Here is a 20,178-nt window from a genome sequence, read left to right on the forward strand (position 1 = left end):
CCCTTAAAGTATAAATTCTGTATTAAAATTCTTTGTTATATCTAATAATTCTACATCTAAATCATGGTTATCTATATCTAAAATCACTGATAATGCATACTTCCCATACACAATATCATGAAAAAATGAACACCGATGCATCATTTCATCTTCAGTTTCAACAAGTTGATAACGTCCTTGAACTGGTGTAATAGAAAAAGAATCTAATGCTTTATACATGCCTATACCAAGTAATTTTAAATAGCACTCTTTCATTGTCCACACTTCAAAAAAGCGATTAAATCGAGAAATTGAACTTTGTGCATCATTAATGTATCGATACTCTAATAATGCAAAGTATTTTTTTGCAATATCTAAATCTATAGTTTCAATTTTTTCCACATCTACGCCCACATTCGTGTCACTCACAACACATACTGAACAACCATCTGTATGAGACACATTGATATGTGTCTCTTTAGGTGAATTTAAGATTGGTTTACCATGTGCATTTTCACCAAATTGAATATGCTCAAATTGCATTCCTGAATGCGCTCGTACACAATAATACTTAAACCATTTAGAGTATTGAGGATGCCTCTTAAGATTCTGATAATCATAACCCTGTGTATTTAATACATATATCGTTTTTTTCACGTTCACACTTCCACATCACTTAATCAATCAAAACAAATGAAGTAGCAAGTTGTTATTTTGCTACTTCATAGTTGTAATTAGAAATTATTTTTTGGATGGCTAATCATTTTAGATAATGTTACATCTTCAGTAGGTTGCCACTTGAAGTTTAATTTTTCGAGTATGAAATTAGTTTTAAAATCTAATACTTCAAAATGAGATTTGTTGAAAATATTGTTATCTAGTACACCTGTATGCAATAGGAAATCATTGATTTGATCACTCATTATATTTTCTTTAATACAATACATTAAGTAATCGACAAATTCATTCCATTGTACATCTTCAATATGATAATTATTTTGATTATACACATGCATCAATTGTTTAAGTGAAAGGTGATGGTTATTATATATATGATGAATCTCGTTATTTAATTGATTATTTTTAATCAATTGGCTACATGCTTTAGCTGCCTGATCAACAGGTGTAAATTCTAAGTCATCATTTTCTAAATCTGGGAATATTTCTAGGTTTCTAAATGATTTTATAATACTATAGAAAGCATTGTTTTCTTCATTTTTCTGGAATACTCCTGTACGAGAATCACATTGTAAATTACCCAATCTGTAAATATTTGTTTCTACACCTTGCTCTCTACTAGCAATCAATACTTTTTCAGCTTCTATCTTAGTATCTAAGTAAACATTATTCATTACCTGACCTAAATCTAAGTCATGTTCTGAGAATGTTAACTGTGCTTTGTCGTCTACCTTACCTGAAGCAATAGAAATTGTAGACATGTGGTGAATCTCTTTCGGTTGATTGTATTTAGCAAATTGAATGAGTTGTTCAATGCCGCCTACGTTTGCGCCGTATGAAGCATCTGTCGTCGCAAAGTGACTCACATTCGCCGCAGCGTTTACAATCATATCGATATTTTGAGATAAAGACTCGTAAGTTTCTGATGCCATGCCTAGTTTTTCTAGTTCGATATTACCTTCAATGATATGGATTCTTTCTGCATATTCAGCACCAATTTGAGATTCAAAGTAATAAATCCAGTTACGCTTCAATTTCGTTTCTCCGTTAACCTCATTATTACTTCTTACCATGACATAAATATTGAAATCTGTATCTTCTAATAAATTGTTCAACATGTATATACCAAAGAATCCAGTAGCACCAGTGAGCAACACATTTTTACCTTTTTTGACTGCTCCGGAACTAATAACTTCATAATTTTCTACACTTTCTTCTTTATATTCATTAATTTCTTGAATAAATTCACTACTGAATTGATGTCCTTGTGCAGTATCTATATTTTTAAGTGTTTCTAACTTAGTTAGAATATTTGTTTGATCTTTTGCAGCTATAGACTCACTGATACGGTCAATCGTTTGTAGTTCGAAAATATCTTTAATTGAAATGTTATATGATTTTGATAATAACGATGTCAGTTTAATCGCTATGATAGAATCGCCACCAATTTCAAAGAAGTTGTCATAAATACTTATACTATCGGTATTTAATACTTCTTCCATTGCTTGAACAACATCTGCTTCGATTTCATTTCTAGGTTCAACAAACTCCTGTCTTTCAACTTCAATTTCAGGTAATGCGCGCTTGTTTAACTTACCATTAGATGTAACCGGCAACTGTTCTATTTGCGTCATATAAGCTGGCACCATATAGTCTGGTACTTTGCGTGCAAGTTCAATTTTAATATCAGCAAATGAAATTGGTTGATCAGCTACAAGGTATGCACAAATTGCTAGTTCTTCGCCAGCCATCGGTTTAGCAATGACACCTGCATCAGAAATATTTTCAATACGTAGTAAGTGGCTAGAAATTTCACCAAGTTCAATACGATAACCACGAATCTTAACTTGTTCGTCTATACGACCTAAATATTCTATTTCTCCATCCGTTGTCCATTTTGCTAAGTCACCTGTACGGTATACTTTTCCTGTACCAAACGGATTATCAATAAACTGTTGTTGTGTTAATTCTGGACGATTGAGATAACCATCTGTTACTGCAACACCTGCTATACAAAGCTCCCCTGGAACGCCTATACCTGTATGTTGATTATTATTATTTAGAACATACATTTGCACATTAGCAATTGGTCGACCAATTGTTATAATATCGTACTCCTGAGTTGGTGGTAACGGATTATAAGTTACCTCAATTGATGCTTCTGTCGGACCATATAAATCAATAAGCAATGTATCATTTGGTTGACCAATTACTGAATTAAAGCGGTTTGCTTGTTCAGATTTGAGCGCTTCACCTGTTGCAAGTACTGTATTAATAGATGCTATTTCAGCCACTTCATTTGTCGATTTAATATAATCAACAAACACGCCTAACATCGAAGGTACAAAATGAATCATAGTGATTGCATGTTGTTGAATTAGTGACGTAATTTTACTTGGGTTTCCTTCTTCCCCAGATGGTAGTAACACCGCTTGTGCACCTACCATAGCGAATCCGAAAATCTCCCAAACTGATACATCAAATGTATATGGTGTTTTAAACATGATGATCTCTTCTTCATTAAAGTCATATTCATCAATCATCCAATTCAGACGGTTCATCACGCCTTCATAAGGGACAACTACCCCTTTAGGATTACCTGTCGTACCTGACGTATATATTACATACATTAAATCAGATACATCTGTAATGTGGTTTAAATTGTCCGTTGATAGATTAGCAAGCGCATCTTTCTTAGTTACGTCAATTACCTTTCTATCAAATTCAATACTTGTATCTAATGGGCGATCTGTAATCAACAATGTTGGTTGACTATCATTCAAAATATAGTTAATACGGTCACTAGGTTGACTAGGATCCATTGGTACATAAGCACCACCAGCTTTTAATATTCCGTATATACTTACCATCATTTCTATACTACGATTTGTCATTAAACCTACAAGTGAATTAGCTTCTACTCCTTCTGTACGTAATTTATGGGCTAGCTGGTTAACACGTACATTCAGTTCTTTGTAAGTTAAACTTTCGCCTTCAAATGTGATAGCTGTTTGATCTGGTGTATTCGCAACTTGCTTTTCAAAACGCTCAACAAATGTTTGCTTATTAGGTAATTCGGCATACGTATCGTTAAATGCACCGAGAATTTGTGTTCTCTCTTCTTCTGTTGTCATATCAATATCACTGATATTTTGGGCCGGATGTTTTACTACTTCGCTTAATATTTTCAGATAGTGATTCAACATACGTTCAACTGTTTGTGGTTCAAACAATTCTGCAGCGTATTCTAATGACACTTTGTATGCTTCGTCATCTTCAATCATCATATTTAAGTCAAACTTAGCTTTTGTGTTAGTTGCTCGTTTTTCTTTAATGTCCCAATCTTCAATTTGAAGATCTTGTGTTTCATTATTTTGTAACGTGAAGAGCACGTCAAAGAGTGGATTACGTGTTAAGTCACGTCTTTCTACAACCTCATCCACTAATTCTTCTAATGGATACTCTTGGTTGTCATATGCTTTTAATGCAGTATCTCTCACTTCATCTAAAAATTGTTCAAACGCTTTGTTATTTTCAGGATAAGCACGCATTGGCAACGTATTAACAAACATACCTAATAAATTATCTGTATCTTGGTGCGTACGCCCTGAGATTGGACTACCTATAACTACGTCTTCTTGTCTACTATATTTATGCAATAAAATCATAAATGAAGATAGTAGAATCATATAATCTGTACTATTAGTTTTTTGAGCTAATTCATGTAATGCGTCTCTTGTCTCTTTAGGCATTTCAGCTGATACAGTTTTACCTGTAAAGCTTTGTTGTTTAGGTCTTGAATGATCATAAGGTAAATCCAATACTGGTGCTTCATCTTCGAATTGAGATAACCAGAATGTACGTTGACCGCTTAAATCACGGTTATGCATCCATTCACTATAATCTTTGTACTGTACTTTCAGCTTATCTAAAGTTCTTTCGTGATATAGTGCGATAAATTCTTTAATGATTAGATTAATAGAGAAACCATCCGAAATAATGTGGTGAATATCAAAGAGTAAGATATGACGTTGCTCAGCCAATTTAACGATTTTCACTCTTAACAGTGGTGATTGTCTTAAATTAAACGGTCTTACGAAGTCATTTAATAATGTTTCATAATCGTCAATATCTGTTGCTTCATAATCTACAGTTATGTTTGCCTGTTCATCTATAATTTGTACAGGCTCACCATCTATCGTTTCAAAATGAGTTCTCAATGCTTCGTGACGCTCCACTAAGCTTTGGAATACATCTTCAACACGCGCTACATCAACGACACCATTAATTTCTAGCATACTTGGCATATTGTAAGCCGTTTGACCTTGCACCATTTCATTCAACACATATAAACGTTTTTGTGGTGAAGATGCGAGATAGTATGACTTCGATTCTGCTGTAGGAATATTTTGTCCATTCAAACTACTTTCTTGGTCATTTAACACTTTTCCAAGTTGTGCAACTGTAGGACTTTCAAATATTACTTTTAATGGTAAACGTATACCAGTTTCACCTTCGATTTTATTAATCACATTGATGGCTTTTAGTGAGTGCCCACCTACTTCAAAGAAATTATCGTATATACTTACTCGTTCAATATTTAATACTTCACCAAAAATATTTGTGAGCATTTCTTCAATATCATTTGTAGGAGCAACATAATTTTCACTTTCAACCTGGATTTCAGGCAGTTGTTTTTTATCTAATTTACCATTTGATGTTACTGGTAAAATATCTATTTGAGTCATATATGTTGGCACCATATAGTCTGGTAAGTTTTGATTAAGTTGTGATTTAATCTCATCGAAATCAACGCTTTCATCTGAAACTAAATAAGCACAAATTGCTAATTCTTCGCCAGCCATTGGTTTAGCAACGACTGCTACGTCGGAAATCAAATCAATCTGACGTAATAAACTTTCAATTTCACCTAACTCAATACGATAGCCACGAATCTTAACTTGCTCATCAATACGGCCAAGATATTCAACATTACCTGTCGTACTCCATTTTGCCAAGTCGCCTGTACGATATAATTTACCTTCACCAAATGGATTATCAATAAATTTCTCGTCCGTCAAATCAGGTCGATTTAAGTAACCATTCGTAACACCTACGCCACCGATACATAATTCTCCCGGAACACCGATACCCATCAAACTTTCATCTTCATTCATAATATAAGCTTGAATGTTAGCGATTGGACGACCAATTGGAATCTTGTCATACGTTTCACCCGGTGTACATGGGTAATAAATCACTTCGATCGAAGCCTCTGTTGGACCATATAAATCGATCAACAATGCATTGTTTGGTCCACCAATTAAAGTATTAAATTGATTTACTTGTTCTGCTTTTAACGCTTCACCACTAGCAAGTACATAATTAACTGTAGCAATATCTTCTACTCTATTAGTTGATTTAATAAAGTCAATAAACACACCTAACATAGATGGTACAAAGTGAACCATTGTAATGTTGTGATGATCAATAAGTGAAGTTATTTTTTCAGGATTACTTTCTTCACCTGAAGGTAAGAGTATCGCTTGGCCACCAACCATAGTTGGTCCGAATATCTCCCAAACAGAAACATCAAACGTAAATGGTGTCTTAAATAAAATCGTATCTTCATTGCTGATATAGTATTTATCAATCATCCAATGCAGACGGTTCATTACGCCTTTATACGGTACCATAACGCCTTTTGGCTTACCTGTTGTACCAGATGTATAAATAACGTACATTAAGTCTGTGACATCTGTAACTTTAGATAAATTATCTGTTGATTGTGTCTCTATTATTGAAGTGTCTGTTAAGTTCAATACTGCTTTATTAAAGTCAATTGTCTCATCTAATGTTTGGTCAGTTAACAATACGTTTGGTTGACTATCTCCTAAAATGTAGTTGATACGATCACTAGGATAGTTTGGATCGATAGGAACATAAGCACCACCAGCTTTGAGAATACCGTAAATACCAATCATCATTTCTAGACGACGATTTGTCATCAATCCAACGAGCGTATTAGGTTGAACACCTTCAATGCGTAAATAGTTCGCAAGTTGGTTTGCTCTAGCATTTAACGTTGCATAAGTTAAACTTTCACCTTCGTAGGTAAGAGCTATTTCATTAGGTGTCTTAGCTACTTGTGCTTCAAAGATTTCCACAAAAGTTTTGTTGTTGTTGAACGGAACAGCTGTATCGTTGAATTCATTAAATATTGTAGCCTCTTCTTCTTTGGTAATCATTTGAAGGTCACTGATTTTTTGTTCAGGTTGTTGAACACTATGCTTCAATATTTCTAAGTAATGATCTAGCATGCGCACAACTGTCTCCTGATTAAACAATTCTTCTGCAAACTCTAATGAAATTTTATAACCATCATCATCAAAAATCGTCATACTTAAATCAAATTTGGCGTTAGTCGTTGATGGTTCTTTCTGTTCAATGGACCAATCTTCTATTTGAAGGCTTTCTGTTTCATTGTTTTGTAATGTGAATAGCACATCAAATAATGGATTACGTGTTAAGTCACGCGTTTCAACTACTTCATCTACAAGATCTTCTAATGGATATTCTTGATTATCATATGCTTTCAATGCGGTATCTTTCACTTCAGAGAGTAATTCGTTAAACGTTTTACTTCTTTCTGGATATGCACGCATAGCTAACGTATTTACAAACATACCTAGCATATTTTCTGTATCTTTGTGTGTTCTTCCTGAAATAGGACTACCGACAACAATATCTTCTTGGCGACTATACTTATGCAATAGTACATTAAATGCAGCCAATAGAATCATAAAGTTCGTACTACCTGTTGTTTGTGACAACTCTTGTATCTCTTGACGCAATTCTTCTGGCACTTCCACACTTACAGACTTACCTGTGTAACTTTGTTCAATAGAGCGCGCGTGATCATAAGGTAAATCTAGCACCGGTGCATCTTCTTCAAATTGTGATAACCAGAAGGTACGTTGATCACTTAAATCACGTGTATGCATCCATTCACTATAATCTTTATATTGCGCAGTCAAGGCTTCTAACGCTTGTCCGTGATATAAAGCAGTGAATTCTTTAATGATTAGGTTAATTGAAAAACCATCAGAGATAATATGATGCATATCGAATAGCAATACGTAACGCTGCTCGGCACATTTAACTACTTTCACTCTGAGTAATGGTGCATGCGCTAAATTGAAAGGTCTAATAAAGCGATTTAAGAGTTGTTCATAGTCTTCAGTTGATACTTCTTCATAATCAACCGTAATGTTTGCCTGTTCATCTATAATTTGAACTGGTTCACTATCTACTGTATCAAAATGTGTTCTCAATGCTTCATGACGATTCACTAAGCTTTGGAATGCACTTTGTACACGTTCAACATCTACTTCTCCGCGCACTTCTAACATACTTGGCATATTATAAGCCATTTGACCATCCATCATTTCATTTAAAACATAAAGGCGTTTTTGTGGTGATGAAGCTAAATAGTGCGCTTTTGTTTCTGCTAATGGAATAGTTTGGCTGCTTAATTCGTCAGCATGACTACCAATTGCCTTAGCCAATTGTGATACTGTTGGATTTTCGAAAATAGCTTTCAATGGTAGACGTACAGACATCTTGCTTTCAATTTCATTAATTACGCTAATTGCTCTCAATGAATGTCCGCCTATTTCAAAGAAATTATCCAAAGCACTAACATTATCAAGATTTAATACATCACCATACACTTCTGCAATCGTCGCTTCTGTTGCATCCCTTGGTTCCACGTAGTCTTTGTTTTCAAGTTTGATTTTTGGCAGTCCTTTTTTATCTAATTTACCGTTCGCTGTCACTGGTAAATTGTCAATTTGCATCATCAATGTAGGAATCATATAGTCAGGTAATTGTTTCCCAAGCTTTGTTTTAATAGTATCAAAATCGACTACATCATCTGAGACTACATATGCAGCAATCATTAAATCTGCATTATTTTCGTCTGATTGTGTAACTACTGCAACTGCTGAAATGTTATCAATTTGAGCAATTGAACTTTCGATTTCGCCAAGTTCAATACGATAACCACGAATTTTAACTTGCTCATCGATACGGCCGATGTAATCAAGAAGACCATCTGGCGTCCATTTCACTAAATCTCCAGTACGATACATTTTTCCTTCACTGAATGGATTATCTACAAATTTTTCGGCAGTTAATTCTGGTCTATTTAAATAGCCATTTGATACAGCCACGCCTCCTATACAAAGTTCACCTGGCACGCCAATACCTAATAAATTATTATCCTCATTCATAATGTATGCTTGAGTATTAGCTATAGGTCTACCAATAGGTACTTCTGAGTATGACTGACCTGCAAAGACAGGATAGTATGTTACCTCAACCGTCGTTTCCGTAGGACCATATAAATTGTAAAGTAATGTTTGATTTCTTGAACCGACTAGGTCATTAAAGTTGTTAACGTGATCTGCTTTTAATGCTTCACCACTTGTAAATACATGATTTAATGAAGCAATTTCAGACGTTTTACGACTTGTTTTGATGAAATCGATAAAGACGCTTAACATTGATGGGACAAAATGAGTCATTGTGATATCGTGTTGATTGATTACTGAAGCAATCTTCTCTGGGTTGCTTTCTTCTCCTGAACGCAACATGATAATTTCGCCACCCATGACTGCCCATCCAAAGACTTCCCAAATAGATACGTCAAACGTAAATGGTGTTTTAAATAATACTTTATCTTCTGTACCTAAACCGAAGTAATCAACCATCCAGTTTAAACGATTCATAACACTACTGTAAGGTACCATAACCCCCTTCGGCTTACCTGTCGTACCTGATGTATAGATGATATACATTAAGTTTGTTTCATCTGTTACAAGAGGTAAATTCTCTGTCGGTAAATTATTAATAAATGTATTATTAGTTAATTTAATGATTTCATTATCAAATTTAATGCTATAGTCTATTTTTTCATCTGTTAGCAAGACGCGTGGATTGCTGTCTTTCAAGATGAAGTTCGTACGTTCATGTGGATGATTTGGATCTAATGGCACATAGGCGCCACCAGCTTTCAAGATACCGTATATACCGATCATCATTTCTAAACGACGTTGAGACATAATACCAACTAAGTCATTTGGTTTTACGCCTTCGTTGCGCAATTGATATGCTACTTGATTCGCACGTTCATTTAACGCTTGATAAGTTAAGTGTTCATCTTCAAATGTAATTGCAGTTTTATTTGGCGTTTGTTCGACTTGTTTTTCGAAACGTTCTACAAAAGTCACAGAATTAGTTAATTCTAATTCGGTATCATTAAATTGATTTAAAATGATTTCTCTTTCAGTATCAGTGATAATTTCAATATCACTAATATTCTGTTCAGGACGACGCACCACACTAGAAATTATTTCTACAAAATGCGCTAACATGCGTTCCACTGTGTCTTCACTGAACAACTCTTGTGCATATTCTAACGAAACTTTATAGTCTTCGTTTTCATGAATAGTCATACTCAAATCAAATTTTGCATTTGTATTTGAAGTTTCTTTTTCCTGTATTAACCAATCATCTATTTGTAAGCCTTGTTTTTCATTATTTTGTAACGTGAACAGCACATCAAATAATGGATTACGTGTTAAATCACGTTTTTCTACAACTTCATCTAATAATGCTTCTAAAGGATATTCTTGGTTATCATAAGCTTTTAAAGCTAGTTCTCTAACTTCATCTAATAATTGGCTAAATGTTTTATTTCTTTCTGGATATGAACGCATTGCTAAAGTATTAACGAACATACCTAGCATATCCTCAGTATCTCTGTGTGTACGTCCTGAAATTGGACTACCTACGACAACATCCTCTTGTCTACTATATTTATGCAATAGCACCATGAATGATGACAATAGAATCATATAATCCGTGCTGCCTGTCGTTTGAGACAATTGATGGATAGCCTTTTGAACGTCCTCAGGCATTTCCACACTCACTGTTTTACCAGTAAAACTTTGTTGATTAGGTCTAGCGTAGTCATAAGGTAAATCTATGACTGGCGCTTCATCTTCAAATTGTGATAACCAAAATTCACGTTGTTTATTTAAGTCACGTGCTTGCATCCACTCACTATAATCTTTATATTGTACGCTTAATGGCTCTAAAGCTTGTTCATGATATAAAGCTGAGAATTCTTTCATGATGATGTTGATTGAGAAACCATCAGAAATAATATGATGCATGTCATAAAGTAGTACATAGCGTTGTTCAGCTATTTTAGCTATTTTAACTCTTAATAACGGCGCTTGACTTAATTCAAACGGTTGGACAAATTCATTTAATAAAGCAAATTCGTCTTCTGCATTAATTTCTTGGTAATCTACAACGATAGTTGCTGAGTCATTGATTACTTGAACCGGCTCACCTTTTATCGTTTCAAAATGTGTTCTTAACGCTTCGTGACGATCCACTAATTTTTGGAATACGTCTTCTACACGTGATACATCAACATTACCTTGAATTTCTAACATGCTCGGCATGTTATACGCTGTTTGACCATCTACCATTTCATTTAAAACATATAGACGTTTTTGTGGTGAAGATGCTAAATAATACGGTTTACTTTCAGCTTGAGGGATACTTTGACTATTGCCATTATCAGTATAAGTGTCTACCACTTTTGCAAGTTGTGCAATAGTAGGACTTTCGAACACTAATTTCAATGGTAATCGTTTGCCAACTTCACTCTCAATCTTATTAATAATACCGATTGCTTTTAACGAATGACCACCAATTTCAAAGAAGTTATCATTTGTACTTACCTTCTCAATATTTAAAACAGTCTCAAAAATAGAAGCTAACATAGATTCTGTTTCTGTTTCAGGTGCTACATAAACCTTACCTTCAACTTTAATTTCTGGTAGCGCGCGTTTGTTTAACTTACCGCTTGAAGACACTGGTAACTCATCTATTTGAGTCATATAAGACGGAACCATATAGTCAGGTAACTTATGATTTAATTCCGTTTTCACTGTATCAAAATCAATAACTTGATCAGACACTATATAAACACAAATCGCTAATTCGTCATCAATCATAGGTTTCGTGATAACTGCTACATCTAAAATAGCGTTATTCTGACGTAAGACACTTTCAATTTCGCCTAATTCAATACGGTAACCGCGAATTTTAACTTGTTCATCTATACGGCCAGAGTATGAAATATTACCATCAGCATTCCAGCGAGCTAAATCTCCTGTACGATATAGTTTGCCTTCGCCAAATGGGTTGTCGACAAATTTTTCTTGTGTCAATTCAGGACGGTTTAAATAACCTTCTGTAACATTCACTCCACCTATAACGAGCTCTCCAGAAACACCGATACCCATCACATGGTTATCTTCATCTAAAATATAAGCTTGTGTATTGGCAATTGGTTTACCGATTGGAATATTCGTATAGTGAACATCACTGTATGTTTCAAAACTTGTCACATCAATCGTTGCTTCAGTCGGACCATACAAGTTAATCAATTGTGTGTTATTTTTCCCACCAATATATTCATTAAACTGGTTTACTAATTCCGGTTTAAGAGCCTCACCACTTGCTAAAACATATCTTAAGCTAGAAACTAAGTGTGCTTGCTTTGTACCTTTAATGTAATTAATAAATACATTAAACATAGACGGCACAAAGTGAACCATTGTTGCTTCAGATGTTTGAATTAGAGAAGTGATTTGTTCAGGATTACCTTCTTCACCTGAAGGTAGTAGCACAGCTTGTGCACCAACCATTGCAAAACCGAAAATCTCCCAAACTGATACATCAAAGGTAAATGGTGTCTTGAAACAAATAATATCATCGCTATCGATATGATATTTATCATAGACCCAATTCAATCTATTCAGTACACTTTCACCAGCAACTAAAACGCCTTTCGGACGACCAGTAGTTCCAGATGTATAGATAACATACATCAAATTAGAGACATCTGTGATGTGTTCTAAATTAGTTGTCGGCAATGTTTTCAGTACTTGGTTTTTCGTAATATCAATCACTTTATTATCATAAACAATGTCACTATCTGGTGTTCTATCAGTTAATAATACAGTTGCTTGGCTATCCTCTAAAATATAATTAATACGATCTTTAGGATAATTTGGATCCACAGGCACATATGCACCACCCGCTTTAAGAATACCGTAAATGCCAATAATCATTTCTAGACGGCGATTCGTCATTAATGCGACAAGAGAATTTGCTGTCACGCCTTCATTACGTAATTGATATGCTAATTGGTTCGCACGTTCATTTAATGCGTGGTAACTTAAGCTTTCACCTTCATATGAAATTGCAGTTTTATCTGGTGTCTTCGCAACTTGATTTTCAAAGCGCTCAACAAATGTTTGTGTATTATTAAATGGTACCGTCGTATTATTAAAGTCATTAAATATGACGTCTCTTTCATTTTGTGTCACCATTTCAATTTCACTAATCTTAGCTGTTGGTTCATCTGCTATATTTGAAAGTAATTCCATAAAGTGTGTTAACATACGCTCAATTGTATCTTGTTCAAAGAGTTCTTGAGCATATTCTAGGGCAATTTTATAACCATTATTGTCATAAACTGTCATACTCAAATCAAATTTTGCATTAGTAAACGAAGCCTCTTTTTGTTCTGTTGACCAATCATCAATTTGGAAAGTTTCATTTTCGTTGTTTTGTAATGTGAAGAGCACATCAAATAATGGGTTACGTGTTAAATCACGTTTTTCTACAATTTCATCTACAAGTGCTTCTAACGGATATTCTTGGTTATCAAAAGCTTGCAATGATGTATCTTTAACTTCTGCTAATAATTGTTTAAATGATTTGTTACGTTCTGGATTAGAGCGCATTGCTAACGTATTAACAAACATACCCAACATATTTTCTGTATCTTTGTGCGTACGACCAGAAATAGGACTACCTACAACTATATCCTCTTGTCTACTATATTTATGCAATAGCACCATAAATGACGATAATAGAATCATATAATCTGTAGTGCCAGTTTCTTGAGACAGTTGATTAATAGCATTTCTTGTCTTTTCTGGCATGTCCATACTTACGGTTCTACCTGTAAAGCTTTGTTGATTTGGTCTAGCATAATCGTATGGCAAGTCGAGTACTGGCGCTTCCTCTTCAAATTGAGATACCCAGAATTGACGTTGTTCATCTAAATCACGTGAACGCATCCACTCACTATAATCTTTGTATTGTACTGTTAATTCATCTAATGTACGACCTTTATACAGTGCTGTGAATTCTTTAATAATGAGATTAATAGAGAATCCATCAGAAATAATATGATGCATATCAAATAATAAAATGTATTGTTTCTCTGCACACTTAACAACTTTAACTCTTAATAAAGGTGCTGTTGTTAAATCAAACGGTTTAACAAAATCACTCAATAATGTATCGTAATCTTCTGTTTGCGTTTCTTCATAATCAATCTGTATACTACCTTCGTCATCGATGATTTGAACTGGTTCACCATCAACAGTATCAAAATGCGTTCTCAATGCTTCATGACGATCCACTAGCGCTTGGAATGTATTTCTCACGCGCTCTACATCAACATCACCACGAATTTCTAACATACTCGCCATATTGTAAGCAGTTTGTCCGTCCACCATTTCATTTAAAACATACAAACGTTTTTGTGGCGAAGAAGTTAGATAATATGGTTTAGTATCTGCTAAAGGAATACGACGTTCAATCACGTCGCTCACTTCGTTATCTATCACTTTTGAAAGTAGTGCAGCTGTTGGATTATCAAATATTTTTTTCAAAGGCAAACGCTTGTTAGTTTTACTTTCGATCTCATTTATTACACTAATTGCTTTTAGTGAATGTCCACCAATTTCAAAAAAGTTGTCAAAGATACTTACGCGTTCTACATTTAATGTAGTGCTAAATATATCAACGACCATTGCTTCCATATCATTTCTAGGCGCAACATATTCCAAATTTCCTACTTTTATTTCTGGCAATGCTTTTTTATTTAACTTACCACTTGAAGATACAGGTAACTCGTCAACTTGCATCATATAACTTGGCACCATGTATTCAGGTAATTGTTGGCTTAATTCAGCTTTTAACGTTTCGAAATCTACCGATTGGTCCGAAACAATATAAGTACAAATTGATAACTCATCATCAATAATAGGCTTAGCAACAACTGCAACATTTAAAATGTCATCGTTCTTACGCAAAATGCTCTCAATTTCACCTAATTCGATACGGTAACCACGAATTTTAACTTGTTCATCTATACGGCCTAAATAAGAAATATTGCCGTCATTATTCCATTGAGCCAAATCACCTGTACGGTATATTTTGCCCTCTCCAAATGGATTATCAACGAATTTTTCTTGTGTTAATTCAGGACGATTCAGGTAACCTCTTGTAACGTTAATACCCCCGATACATAATTCACCTGGTACGCCAATGCCCATTACATTGTTATCTTCATTTAAAATATAAGCTTGTGTGTTTGCAATCGGCTTACCAATTGGCACGACATCATATTTAACATTATGGTCAAAGTCAAAACTCGTAACATCAATTGTTGCTTCTGTTGGGCCATATAAATTAATTAATTGTGTATTATTTTTATTACCAATAAGTTCGTTAAATTGATTTACGATACTCGGTTTTAGCGCTTCCCCACTCGCTAAGATATATCTTAGACTTGAAATCATTTGGGTTTGGTTTGTCGCTTTAATAAAGTTAATAAACACGTTAAACATAGAAGGCACAAAGTGTACCATTGTAGGCGTATCGTTTTGTATAACTGAAGTGATTTTTTCAGGGTTACCTTCTTCACCTGAAGGTAATAGTACTGCTTGGGCACCAATCATTCCGAAGCCAAATACTTCCCATACAGATACGTCAAACGTAAATGGTGTTTTGAAGAAGACAATATCTTCATTGCCAATATCATACTTATTTATCAGCCAATTCAGACGATTCATTAAACTTTCCCCTGAAACAAGAACCCCTTTAGGCTTACCTGTTGTGCCTGATGTATAGATCACATACATTAAATTGTTTACGTCTGTAATATGCTCTAAATTGTCAGTAGGGAGTGAGGCAAATGTTTCATTATCAGAGATATCAATCACTTTCTGATCATATGAGATTGTTTCTTTCAATTCATTATCCGTCAAGAGTACTGTTGCTTTGCTATCTTCTAAAATGTAGTTAATACGGTCTGCTGGATAATTAGGGTCTATTGGAACATAAGCGCCACCTGCTTTAATAATTCCATAGATAGCCACTAACATTTCTAGGCTTCTATTAGCCATTACTGCAACAAGAGACTCTGCTTCAACGCCTTCAGAACGCAAACGATATGCCATTTGATTGACCTTGGCATTGAACGCTTTATAAGTTAAACTTTCTCCTTCATATTTGATCGCTGTTTTATTTGGAAATTTAGATACTTGTTCTTCAAATCGTTCAATAAATGATTGACTGTTATTCAATGCTAAATCAGTATTGTTAAAGTCATTTAAAATCGTTTCTCTTTCTTCACCTGAAACAATTTCAATGTCTTTAATTTTACGTTCTGGTGCTTCAATCATGCTATTCAAGACATGTAAAATCGTCTCATGCAATTGATAAACGCCTGCTTCATCCAATACATCAATTTGATAATCATAGTCTATATCCAAACCATTCTTACTACTTCTATTACTGATGTTAACACTTAATGGCGCATTGTTTGTCCCGTTGTCTAACCATTCATCTCGGAAACCATCATTCATAAATTCAGCATCGTATTGTGCATTTTGGAAGGACACAAAGCAGTCTACTAAACCTTTTTTATTCCCACTATTTTCAACAATATACTCGTATGGGTATTTTCTATGTTTTAGTACATTAAGACTTTCTAGCTTAATCTTGTTTAAGTAAGATTTAACAGTTGCTTCTTTATCCATTTCAACAATTATGGGTAATACTCTTGAAAATACTCCTGTGGAGGTTTTTTCTTTTCGGTTATTTCTATTATGTATCAGCAATCCAACAGAATTAATTTTAGACAATGTTTTTTTGTGTTTAATTACATGCATTATTGCTGAAAAAAGGTTACTAATACTCACATCATTTTCTTCACAAAAACGTTTAACATTTTCAGCTTCTTGATCTAACAAGTTAATACTTATTCTCTTACCAACTGCACTATCCAATGTTGTCTTCTCAAAAAGAATGTTATCTTCGAAATTTTCTAATTTTTCTAACCAAAAATCTTTATCTTTTGTGAAACGTTTAGTTGTTTCATAATCCATTTCTGTAGCAATAGCTTCAAAATAGGTAGCACTTTCTGTCTCTATATCTTCTTTACCCACTAATTTTTTAGATAGGTTGTCTACAACAATTGTTACACCCCATGCATCACTAATCAAATGGTGTTGTAACAAGAATATTACATAATGTCCCTGAGGCGCTTTCGCTATGATCACTCTATAAAGCGGTTCATCTAAGTTAAAGATATTCATAGTAGCACTTTCTCGTACCCACTTATCATAACCAACTTCATCTTGATAAAAGTCTATAAACTCAAAATTTTGATGCTCATAGTCCACTAGATACTGCTTGTATTCTCCTTCTTCTCTAGTAACTCTTATTCTTAACGTGTCATGTTGCTCTATGATTTTATTGAAGGCTTCATTTACTTCGTCATATCCTAAACCATTATTCATATGAACAATACCAGCAATATTATTAATGCTAGTGTTCTCATAAAATTGTTCTATTTGTAAAATTTCCTTTTGTGCGTATGATAACAATTTTGTATTTGCCAATTAAAGCTGCCCCCCTATAAATATATAGTACATAACTTATAATAATATTATTTAAAGAATTCTTCAATGATATTATATTTTTTTATTTACAACATAGTTAAATAAATTCCCAATTATCAATTGTTAAAACATCTATAAATCTTTAGTTATTTATTTTAAATTAGATTTTATTAATTACTTTAATTAATTATAATCTCACATTAAACTTTATTGTTACGAAAAGTAATAATACACTCTTGAATTGCGCTTAACTTTATTGTATTATTCTGATTTTTCAGTTAATTTAGGACTTAGCATTTCAATTAACTCGATTCCTATCACACTCTTATAGATTATTCTCAGTTTAGTAACCACATATTTAAAAAACAAAAAAATACACCTTCAACACTTGAAGGTGTATTAGCTATCATATTATACTTCACACATTTACACACACGTATAATATAATTTCACACATTTTAATATACTTCTAAACAGTCTACAAAACATTCACACAATGCTTGTAGATTAGAACGGTAAGTCGTCATCACTAATATCAATAGGTCCGTTTGCATTTGCAAATGGGTTATCTGATTGATTATTATTTGATGTATTGTTGTTGTTATTATTGTTATTTTGATATGACGATGTATTTTGTCCTGATTGTTGTCCACCAAAGTTTTGGAAATTATTATTCCCTTCTTGGCCATGACGTTGGTTTTGATTTTTAGGTTCAAGGAATTGAACGCTATCACAAACTACTTCAGTTACAAAAACACGACGCCCTTCTTGGTTTTCATAGCTACGTGATTGAATGCGACCGTCAACGCCAGCTAAACTACCTTTGAATAAGTAGTTATTTACATTATCTGCTTGTTTTCTAAAAACGACACAATTAATGAAATCTGCTTCGCGTTCCCCTTGCGCATTTGTAAACGTACGGTTTACTGCTAGAGTAAAAGTCGCAACACTCACGCCTGAGGGTGTTGTTCTATATTCTGGATCTTTCGTTAAACGACCGACTAAAACAACTCTATTTATCATTTAAACGACCCCCATCTATTATTTTCTTGTCTTATCTTCGTCTTCACGAATTACGATATAACGGATTACATCGTCTGAAATTTTAGCTAAACGTTGGAATTCGTCAGTAGCTTCGTTATCAGAAGTTTGGATACGTACGATATTGTAGTAACCTTCACTGAAATCATTGATTTCGTAAGCTAAACGGCGTTTGCCCCAATCCTTAGCTTCTAAAACTTCTGATCCTTGAGAAGCTAAAATTCCGTTGAAACGTTCAACGACAGCTTTTTTAGCATCTTCTTCAATGTTTGGACGAACGATGTACATAACTTCATATGTTCTCATTTTATAATTGCACCTCCTTGTGGTCTATGCGGCTCATCATCATTTGTGACAAGCAAGGAATAATTTTCATTACTCACAATCAAGAATTATAGCACAAGCCTTTACTTTTTACAATGGTTATCCATCTTTAGCAATTGCTTAATTTCATATGAATGTTTCATATGAAACATTAGAAAATATTAACTTTTGTAATGGATATTTCTCATATATAGACATTCGCTTACTTTTCATTTTATAAATTGACACTATTTCATATATTTAAATTTATAAATCACAATTCATTATTTTAATAAAAAATAAATGCCATTTAAACTAAGGTTGAAAATCCACTTTAATTCTACTAGCATAACCTCTATGTTCGCTTTTTATATTTTTTAACCACTTTATTTTAGTGATATTTTTTAAGTACATAAACAAAGGAGTATGTTATGGTTTCTACAATTAAAAAAGGATTCATTACAATGTGTGTATTATTTGCATCAACAGCAACTATTAACTCTGCTTATGCAGCTGATAATACCTCAAGCCAAAAAGGAACAATGGGATATGGATACCAACAATATTTAAATAAACATCCAGAAAAAGGTACAAATCAAGAAACAACAACTCGTTCTAATGACATTCAATCTGAAGCTGGAACTACACAAGATAGTGAACGTATTTTAGATATTTCTGAATGGCAAGGCGATTTGACTGATCAAGAAGTAAAGGACTTAAAAGCAAACTACGATTTCATTATTATTAGAGCGCAATACGGCTCAGAAAAAATAGACGAGTCCTTAGAACACAATTCTGATTTATTAGATAAACATAACTTAGACTTTGGTGTCTATTCATATAGTATGTATGAAAATCCTGATGACGCACGTTATGAGGCACAAACTTTATATAATCGTGCACCAAAAGCAAGCTTTTATATAAATGATTTTGAACAAAACTCAGTTACCTCTGGCACTACCGAAGAAAGTACGAATGCTTGGTATGACGAAATGAAGGGTTTGGCAGGAAATAAAAAAGTACTATTTTATTCATACGAAAATTTCATGTTAGAACATGCTGAACAATCTGTAGAAAATTATGATGGCTACTGGATGGCTAACTATAACCCAGGTCAGCCTACTCGCAATCACGTTTTATGGCAGTATACTGATAGCTACGCTTCCCCTGAATTAAATCAAGAAGTAGATGCTAATTATACAGGACCAAATGTTAGTACCGATTGGTTCATCTCTTAACTTTATAAACATTAGAAAAGATGGTAGGACTATAAGCTCCTATTAATATAATAATTAAGGCTGGGACAAGTTAACTTGTCCCAGCC

5 protein-coding genes are annotated in these 20,178 nt (G+C 33.9%); 1 reads left to right on the top strand and 4 read right to left on the bottom strand.

Annotated features, from left to right (window positions below):
• Positions 1 to 3 precede the first annotated feature (3 nt).
• From BTM19_RS03805 to rpsF, 4 genes are all read right to left on the bottom strand, one after another.
• Positions 4 to 636, bottom strand: coding sequence for a 4'-phosphopantetheinyl transferase family protein (locus BTM19_RS03805; protein WP_051664362.1), 633 nt, complete (start codon positions 634 to 636; stop codon positions 4 to 6).
• Positions 637 to 713: 77 nt separating this feature from the next.
• Positions 714 to 17,510: a non-ribosomal peptide synthetase gene (locus tag BTM19_RS03810; RefSeq protein WP_099265737.1), complete on the bottom strand. Its 16,797-nt coding sequence runs from the start codon at positions 17,508 to 17,510 to the stop codon at positions 714 to 716.
• 507 nt (positions 17,511 to 18,017) lie between these two features.
• Complete coding sequence (ssb, locus tag BTM19_RS03815; protein ID WP_029378816.1) at positions 18,018 to 18,533, bottom strand: single-stranded DNA-binding protein; 516 nt, start codon at positions 18,531 to 18,533, stop codon at positions 18,018 to 18,020.
• A gap of 18 nt (positions 18,534 to 18,551) precedes the next feature.
• A complete protein-coding gene (rpsF, locus tag BTM19_RS03820; protein ID WP_017723387.1) occupies positions 18,552 to 18,857 on the bottom strand; it encodes a 30S ribosomal protein S6 in 306 nt (101 codons plus the stop codon).
• Between the two features lie 428 nt (positions 18,858 to 19,285).
• On the opposite strand from rpsF, the gene BTM19_RS03825 reads away from it, so the two are divergent.
• Positions 19,286 to 20,092, top strand: coding sequence for a GH25 family lysozyme (locus tag BTM19_RS03825; RefSeq protein WP_029378815.1), 807 nt, complete (start codon positions 19,286 to 19,288; stop codon positions 20,090 to 20,092).
• The last annotated feature ends 86 nt before the right edge of the window (positions 20,093 to 20,178 follow it).

It is taken from the genome of Staphylococcus xylosus, from assembly GCF_002732165.1.
GTDB lineage: Bacteria > Bacillota > Bacilli > Staphylococcales > Staphylococcaceae > Staphylococcus > Staphylococcus xylosus.

Excerpts from the sequence above, each read along its gene's own strand:
- ssb (WP_029378816.1), bottom strand. The coding sequence starts at position 18,533 with ATGATAAATAGAGTTGTTTTAGTCGGTCGTTTAACGAAAGATCCAGAA.
- rpsF (WP_017723387.1), bottom strand. The coding sequence starts at position 18,857 with ATGAGAACATATGAAGTTATGTACATCGTTCGTCCAAACATTGAAGAA.
- BTM19_RS03825 (WP_029378815.1), top strand. The coding sequence starts at position 19,286 with ATGGTTTCTACAATTAAAAAAGGATTCATTACAATGTGTGTATTATTT.